This window comes from Petralouisia sp., from assembly GCF_056822245.1.
This window is the reverse complement of sequence record NZ_JBQIOP010000081.1, coordinates 1-7921: the sequence shown is the minus strand read 5'-3', so window position 1 is coordinate 7921 and position 7921 is coordinate 1. Positions and strand designations below refer to the sequence as shown.

Annotated in this window: 6 protein-coding genes; all 6 read left to right on the top strand. The window is 48.0% G+C overall.

Annotation, left to right across the window (positions count from 1 at the left end; translation table 11 throughout):
• Positions 1-125: 125 nt before the first annotated feature.
• A complete protein-coding gene (locus ACTO17_RS19045; RefSeq protein WP_482559041.1) occupies positions 126-1235 on the top strand; it encodes a substrate-binding domain-containing protein in 1110 nt (369 codons plus the stop codon).
• A 41-nt stretch (positions 1236-1276) separates the two neighbouring features.
• Positions 1277-2056, top strand: a complete 780-nt coding sequence (locus ACTO17_RS19040; RefSeq protein ID WP_482559040.1) for a cyclase family protein — start codon at positions 1277-1279, stop codon at positions 2054-2056.
• Between the two features lie 4 nt (positions 2057-2060).
• Positions 2061-4514: an ATP-binding cassette domain-containing protein gene (locus tag ACTO17_RS19035; protein WP_482559039.1), complete on the top strand. Its 2454-nt coding sequence runs from the start codon at positions 2061-2063 to the stop codon at positions 4512-4514.
• A 2-nt stretch (positions 4515-4516) separates the two neighbouring features.
• Entirely contained in the window at positions 4517-5449 is a 933-nt protein-coding gene (locus ACTO17_RS19030) for an ABC transporter permease (protein ID WP_482559038.1), read from the top strand.
• 29 nt (positions 5450-5478) lie between these two features.
• Positions 5479-6510 (top strand): zinc-binding alcohol dehydrogenase family protein, encoded by a 1032-nt coding sequence (locus ACTO17_RS19025; RefSeq protein WP_482559037.1) that lies wholly within the window; start codon positions 5479-5481, stop codon positions 6508-6510.
• A gap of 302 nt (positions 6511-6812) precedes the next feature.
• Entirely contained in the window at positions 6813-7538 is a 726-nt protein-coding gene (locus ACTO17_RS19020; RefSeq protein WP_172537205.1) for a MerR family transcriptional regulator, read from the top strand.
• The last annotated feature ends 383 nt before the right edge of the window (positions 7539-7921 follow it).

Genomic DNA, 7921 nt, shown 5'->3' with positions numbered 1-7921 from the left:
GACATTATACCATAAAAAGGGAGGTCAATGCTCTTTTATTTGCAAACTCCCATAAAATCAAGGTTTGAGTAACAAAAAATCAGGTAGGATTTGACACTACCTTTACAATGAAGGAGGAAAAAAGTATGAAAAAAAACAAGATTCTGGCGGTAGTTCTTTCAGCGGCAATAGCAATCAGCCTGACAGGGTGCGGCAATTCCGGCGGGAAAGATGCAGATTCCGGAACTGCGAATTCGGGCAGCGCAGGTTCCGGCAGTGAGGAATTAAAAGATACCGGAAAGAAAGAAGGCGAATCAGCCGCAGGCTACAAGATTGGACTTACCAACAGCTTCAACGGCAATTCGTACCGTCAGCAGATGGAGGCTTATGCACAGAAAGCGGCGGATGAACTGACGGAGTCCGGAGAGATTTCTGAATTTACAATTGTAGAGGCCAACAATGACGCTTCCAAGCAGGTGCAGCAGATTGAAAATTTTATTCTGGAAGGGATGGACGCAATTATCATTGACCCAATCTCCGCGACGGCATTGACCGGAGCCATTCAGGAGGCCTCTGATGCAGGTATTCCTTGTATTATTATCAATGACGGGCCGGTGGAATCTGATGCAGAGCTGTGCTACCAGATTAATTTTGACACCATTGCTCAGATGGCGACCCTGACAGAATATGTATGCGAGGCCATCGGAGGATCAGGCAAGATTATTGAGCTGAGAGGAACAGCCGGAGCCGAGTTTGACAACATTGCCCATGAAGGAGTGGTACAGACATTAGAAAAGTATCCGGATGTAGAGGTGGTTGCGGAAGTATACACAGACTGGACAGGCTCCAAAGCGCAGTCTGAACTGGCCTCCGTCCTGCCTACGCTGGATCAGGTGGACGGGGTTGTCACACAGGGCGGAGATTCCTATGCGGCAGTACAGGCTTTCGAATCCGCAGGTATGGAGCTACCGGTAATCGGCGGCGATAATCGCGGATATTTCCTGAAATGGTGGGCGGCAGAAGCGCCAGAAGGATATGATACACTTTCCGTATCCTCCAATCCATGGGTTGGAGCTACCGGCGTCTATGTGGCATGTGACATCTTAAGCGGCCAGTATGAGATTCCAAAGGATATGGTACACCCGTTTGCTGTTGTAGAAAAAGAACAGGTACAGGATTACAAAGATATGGATGACGAAGAGATCGGCACCCCCACCTTTGACCGTGAGTGGGTAAGAGAGAATTTGTATCAGTAACAGAAATGCATGATTAACAATGAATGAGAGGTGAAAATGGTATGGAAGGACAAATTATATCTTTGATGCAGCAGGCAATGGAGGCAGCGGAAATTGTGGACCTGAGCTATACGTTAGAGCCGGGGATGCCTGTCTGGCCCACCCATGCCAGATTTGGGGCGATAGTGTACGAGACTTATGACCATGGCGAACTGTCTATGCACAGGCAGCTCAGCTTTGGGGAGCATACCGGTACGCATCTGGATGCGCCGAAGCATTTTTTTAAAGACGGCAGTTCCATTGAAGAAGTAGATGTGCGGTCAGTCATAGGCAGAGGCGTCAGGATAGACGCGGGCTTTTTAAAGCCCTGTGAGTCATATACCCTGAAGATGCTTCAGGAATTTGAAAAGCAGCATGGGGAACTCAGAGAAGGCGATATTATTCTGCTGCATTTTGGATGGGAAGAGCGGTATGGCCTGGGAAAAGAAGCAGGGGAATTTTTGAAGGACTGGGCTGGTCTGGGAGGCGATGCGGCGCAATATCTTTTGGAGAAAAAAGTGTCCTGTGTGGGAACAGACGCCCTCTCCCTGGACGCTTTCGGAAGTGAAACCTTCCCGTGCCATCATATGCTGCTGGGGGCGGGAATTCCAATTTTGGAAAATCTGGTCAATTTGCAGAAACTTCCTGTTTTTTCCTATGTGATCGGTCTTTCCAATAAGATTAAGGATGGTTCTGCATCGCCGATCCGGGTCATTGCATTGATAGAAAAGGATGCTCAAAAGGCATCCGGCCATGGAGAAACCGGCGGACCTCCCCTGACAAAAGATGAGAAAGGAGCTTGAAAAAGTGAAGGTAAAAGAAAATCAGACTCCTTACATAGAGCTTTGTGCAATTGATAAGTGTTTCGGTATTACCAAAGCGCTGCAGAACATCAATCTTAAGATTTATGCCGGAGAAGTGATTGGACTGGTAGGGCCCAACGGGGCGGGAAAATCCACGTTGATGAAAGTTCTGACAGGGGTGCTTTCTCCCACGGCCGGTATCATCAGGGTCAATGGAGCGGATATGAAAAAGTATACCGCAAAAGAGTCGAAGGAGGCCGGTATTGCCTGCGCATATCAGGATTTGTCTCTCTGTACGAATCTCAGCGTGTATGAAAACTTTGCCATGCTCAATGTAGGCCATGGAATTTTTACAGAACATGGATGGCGCAAAAATGCAAAACAGGAAACCAGGCAGCTGATGGAGCAGTATTTTCCGGGAAATCATATTGACGTGCTGAAGCTTGTGGAGCATTTGACTCTGGCGGAGCGGCAGATGGTGGAAATCTGCAAGACCCTGATGACCGGCAATTTAAAGGTGTTGATTCTGGACGAGCCCACATCTGCTCTGTCTACGGATAAGGCAAAACAGCTCCACAGGGTAGTGAAGGAGCTGAGTGAAAAAGGCGTTGCGGTTATCTATATTTCCCATAAACTGGACGAGATCCGCAAAGTGTCAGACCGGATTGTGCTGATGCAGAATGGAATGAACGCCGGGGAATGTGATCCGGAGGAGATATCTGCAGATGAACTGGTGGAAATGCTGGGAGGCGCAGGCGGGAAAAGAGAGAAGAAAGAAACGCGTCAGGAAGGCGGCTGCGGGGTAAAGACAGCGTCCGCGCAGATAAAGGACTATACAGGCAAAGGGCTGTACAATATTAATATGTATGTAAACTGCGGAGAGATTGTGGGCATTTCCGGTCTGGCAGGCTCCGGGCAGACGCAGCTTTTGAATCTTCTGTTTGACGCCCGCAAATATCAGGGGAAAGAGAAAAAAGGCGTGTTGCTGAATTCCTCTGTATCCTATGTCAGCGGCGACAGGGCATCGGAAGGCGTGTTCCATCTGTGGGATATTCTGGACAATACCGTGATTGGAAATCTGGATCAGGTAAAAAACGGGATGTTCCTGAGCCGGAAAAAATCCGAAGAACTGGCTCAGACCTGGTATGATAAATTAAAATTTAAGGCAGAGGGAATCCACAGTCCCATTATGTCCCTGAGCGGCGGAAATCAGCAGAAAGCATTGATTTCCCGGGGAATTGCGTCCGGGGCTGAGCTGATTATCTTAAACGACCCCACCGCCGGGGTGGATATTGGGACAAAACAGGAAATTTATGGACTTCTGGAGGAGGCGAAGCAGGAGGGGAAAGCCGTTATTCTGTATTCCACAGAGGATGCAGAGATGGAAATCTGCGACCGCGCGTATATTATGCATGAGGGCGAGATTACAGAAGAGCTGAAGCATGAGGAGATTACAGTTGCTAACATCGTCAAGGCTTCCTTTAAAGAAGTAAAGCATCAGCAAGCGGCAGAGGAGAAGAAGGAGAGTGGGCTGCATCGGATGATGACGTCCCGTGTCCTTCTTCCGGTTGCGGCAATGGCAGTTATGATTTTGGCCAATGTATCCATGAATCCCAGAATTCTTTCCTACATGGGGCTTCGTATGCTGGTGTCCTCTGCGGTTCCCCTTGTGTTTGCAGCGCTGGGGCAGATGTTTATCGTCACTGCCGGGGATGTGGATATGGGGAATGGATATTCCATTGCACTGGTGAACGTGATTGTGGGAATTGTGATGACGGGGAATCCATTTTTCGGCGTAATTGGAATTGTACTGTTTATTTCCTGTTATGCATTGATGGGGGCATTAATCCATATACGGAATATACCGGCAATTGTGGTCACACTGGGCGCGCAGTTTGTATGGTGGGGAATCGCTCTGATTCTGGCGCCTTCTCCGGGCGGAACATGCCCGCAGTGGCTGCTGTCGTTTTACAAATTTGAGTTTCCGGTGATTCCGATGCCTGTGGTGATCTGCATTCTGGCAGGAACATTGTGCTGGTGGATTCTTTTCCGGGCGAAATATGGGATGGTGCTGCGGGGAATCGGCAACAATGCCGCCTCGGTAGAACGCTCCGGCTGGTCTTATCTTCAGGCAAAGATGGTGAATTATGCATTGTCAGGGCTGATGGCTGTTCTGGCCGGCATGTCCTATACGGCCGTTTGCATGGGGGCAGACGCCAATTCATCCGTCTCTTACTGTATGCTGTCGATTGCCACCGTAATTCTGGGCGGATGTGAGATGGCAGGCGGGCTTGTCACTCCGGCAGGAGTGGTGTGCGGCGGAATTGCAATGTCTTTTATCACCAGTCTTTTGACCTCCTTCCGGATAGATTCCAATTATCAGACCGCAGTGACAGGAATGATTCTGGTGGCAGTTTTGGCAGTCAGGCTGATCACGCATAAGAAGGAGGGCAGATAAGAATGAAAAAAATAATGGCAAAATATACGTTTCTATGGCCTCTTTTGGGTTCTGTCATTTTGTGGATTGGGATTTCAGCAGTATCGGGAAAATTTCATGTGGGACAGGTGTTCACAAGCGCTAAATTGTGTTCTTTCGCGCTGCTGCTTGCGCTGGGACAGATGATTGTTGTAACCAGCGGCGAAGGGGCGATTGATTTGTCCCAGCAATATATTTTGACTCTTGCAGCCTACATTTCCTGTGATTTAATGCAGTATCATGTGGTTCTTGGAGTAGCGGCGGCGGTGGCGGCAGGCGCGCTGTGCGGGTTTGTAAATGGGCTGATTAACATTTATCTGAAAGTTCCGGCCATGATTACCACCCTGGCGACAGGATATGTAATTTTCACCATAGTCCTTGTGCTTGCGCCGGGAATGAAGACGCTGCCGGATGCGGGTCTGGTAAAATTCATCAATTGGAACGCCGGAGGATTTTCGATGCTGACGATTCTCTGCCTCTTTGCGGCGGCAGCCCTGGCGCTTCTATTGTACAGGACAAAATATGGAAAACAGCTCCATGCAGTGGGGCAAAAGCGTCTGGCAGCCAGATATGCCGGGATTCCTGTGAATAAAGTTGTGATTCTTGCATTTACACTGGGCGGCGCGCTGTGCGGGCTGTCGGGAACTTTGTGTGGGGCATTTAACGGAGGCGCTTTTCAGGATATGGGCGCAACTTATTTTCTTCCCTCCATTGCAGCCGCCTTTGTGGGAGGGACTGCGGCGTCAGGAGGAAAATCCAATGTGGCGGGAGTGTGCCTGGGGGCGCTGATGATGTATCTGCTTACCACATTTTTGAATGCGGCAAGTCTTTCAGCAGGAATGCAGAGGTTCATTCAGGGGGCAGTGCTTGTGCTCATACTGGTGGGCTCGGTGTCCGGCGGCGCAAAGAAGAAATGAATTCAGGTTATAGTGAGGAGATTTGACTTATGAAAGGGATACAGATTGTAAAGCCGGGTGAAATAAAACTCATTGATATGGAGAAACCGGTGATTACAGAACATGATAATGTATTAATCAGAATGACAGCGGCAGGCATCTGCGGTTCAGATGTGGGCATTTACCATGGCACCAATGCAGCCGCCATTTATCCGAGGATCATCGGCCACGAGATGGTAGGCAGGGTGGAGGCTGTCGGGAAACATGCGGCGCATCTGAAGCCTGGAGACCGGGTCATTGTGGATCAGGTCACCAGCTGCGGACACTGTTATGCATGCCGCAAAGGAAGAGGAAATGTATGCGCAGACCTGAAAGTGCGCGGCGTACATATTGACGGCGGATACCGGGAATATATAGCGGTGCCGGAGAGGGACTGTTATCTGCTTCCGGAGGGAATTTCGGATGAAACGGCGGTGATGATAGAGCCGGCCACCATTGCGATCCAGAGCTGTTCCAGGGCCAGACTTTGTGAAGACGACACGCTGCTGATCTTCGGCGCGGGTGCACTGGGAAGCTCGATTCTGAAAATTGCCCGGCTGAGCGGGGCCAAAATAATTGTTGCAGATATTATGGAAAACAAACTGGAAGAGGCGTTAGAAAACGGCGCAGATTTTGTGATTCACAGCGCAAAAGAGGATGTGGTGAAACGGGCAAAGGAGCTGACAGGAGGCTACGGGCCCACCGTGTCCATTGACGCTGCATGTACGAAGGATTCCCTTTTGACGCTCCTTCAGGCAACCGGCAATGCGGGCAGGGTTATGACAATGGGATTTTCAGTGGAGCCTGCGGAGGTAAATCAGTTTTTGATTACTTCGAAGGAACTGGACGTCCGCGGCTCCAGACTGCAGAATAAAAAATTCCAGGAGGCAATTGAACTGATTCAGGAAGGGAAGCTGGAGCTGTCAGGTTCAGTTTCTCACACCTTTCCATTGGAAAAAGCTCAGGAAGCCTTTGACTTTGTGGATTCCAAAGACCCTTCCATCCGAAAGATTGTGTTAACCTTTGAAGAAAACAGATCCTAGCATTTGTTGAGAGATATGCCGATGGGGAACGAATGAAAAAATTTCTGTAGGCTACCAGAATTTTGAAAGAATAAAACCACAAAAGCAAAGTATGGAAGAAACAATAAATCAATATGGTAGAAACGTTTACCATAAATGACACCATTGACTTGCAGCTTGCAAAAAAGCCTTATAAGAGGATATAATTGAATCCTGCTAGTGTTTCATATGGTTTTTGAAAAATAGAAATATAAGAAAAAATTCTTGACTCTCACGTTATGTCATAGTGTACACTTTAGAAAAACAGAAAGGGAGGAAGAAAGATGCGGACTGTAAAGGAAGTCAGCAAACTTACCGGAATCAGCGTCCGGGCGCTTCACCATTACGATGCCATAGGGTTGCTTTGCCCTGCCAAAGTGACGGATGCCGGATATCGTCTGTATGATGAAGCGGCGCTCAGACGGCTGCAGAATATTTTATTGTTTCGTGAACTGCAGTTTCCCTTAAAGGAAATTAAAGCAATCTTAGACAGTCCGGAATTTAAGCCGGAAGAGGCATTAGAACAGCAGATTACATTGTTAGAGCTGCGGCGAAAGCATATCGATCAATTGATTTTTTTTGCCCGCAGGATTCAGAAAGAAGGAGTGGACGCGATGAGTTTTCAGGCATTTCAGACAGAAGAAATACATCAGTATGAGGAGGAAGTCAGGAAGAGATGGGGAAATACAGAAGCTTATAAAGACTATCAAAGGAAAACAGCAGGGAAGTCAGAGGAGGAATTTAGCATGGCTGCAGATCAATTGATGTCTGTTTTTAAAGAAATCGGTTCCCTTTGCAAACTTCCTCCGGAAGATCAGAAGGTACAGGAAAAAATAGAAAAACTGCAGAACATTATCACAGAAAATTATTACAACTGTACAGACGAAATTCTCCGGGGATTAGGTGAAATGTATGTCCATGATGAGCGGATGAAAGAGAATATTGACAAAGCGGGAGGAGAGGGAACAGCCAGGTTTGTAAACCAGGCGATTGCTGAGTTCTGTAAATAGCTCGTTGGATTTACAGAAGGTGAAGTTCCTTGCCATGGATGAGGAGAAGCTGGAATTTGAGGAGAAAGGCACTGCGTTCCAGTGCTGGAAAAGCAAAGAAAAAGGATGTGGGCTCCAGGGCATTGCGTGTCATTATAGAAGAGAAAGCAGGAGCGGCAGGAGCTTGATGGGTTGCCGCAATGCGGGCAGTTCCGTTTAAATTTATATCAAAGCCAGCCAAAGAATATTGAAAAACAGGTGAAGCCGAGGAGAAAGCCCCGGCTTTTCTGCTGCCCTGAATAAGGTAGTGTAAATAAGTTTGTGTTTTTGGAAATAAATGGCTCCTTTTTGGTAAGAATTAGGATATGGAAATTCTTATCGAAAAGGAGTGTTTTTATGCCAGT

Excerpts from the sequence above, each read along its gene's own strand:
- ACTO17_RS19040 (WP_482559040.1), top strand. The coding sequence starts at position 1,277 with ATGGAAGGACAAATTATATCTTTGATGCAGCAGGCAATGGAGGCAGCG.
- ACTO17_RS19030 (WP_482559038.1), top strand. The coding sequence starts at position 4,517 with ATGAAAAAAATAATGGCAAAATATACGTTTCTATGGCCTCTTTTGGGT.
- ACTO17_RS19025 (WP_482559037.1), top strand. The coding sequence starts at position 5,479 with ATGAAAGGGATACAGATTGTAAAGCCGGGTGAAATAAAACTCATTGAT.
- ACTO17_RS19020 (WP_172537205.1), top strand. The coding sequence starts at position 6,813 with ATGCGGACTGTAAAGGAAGTCAGCAAACTTACCGGAATCAGCGTCCGG.
- ACTO17_RS19045 (WP_482559041.1), top strand. The coding sequence starts at position 126 with ATGAAAAAAAACAAGATTCTGGCGGTAGTTCTTTCAGCGGCAATAGCA.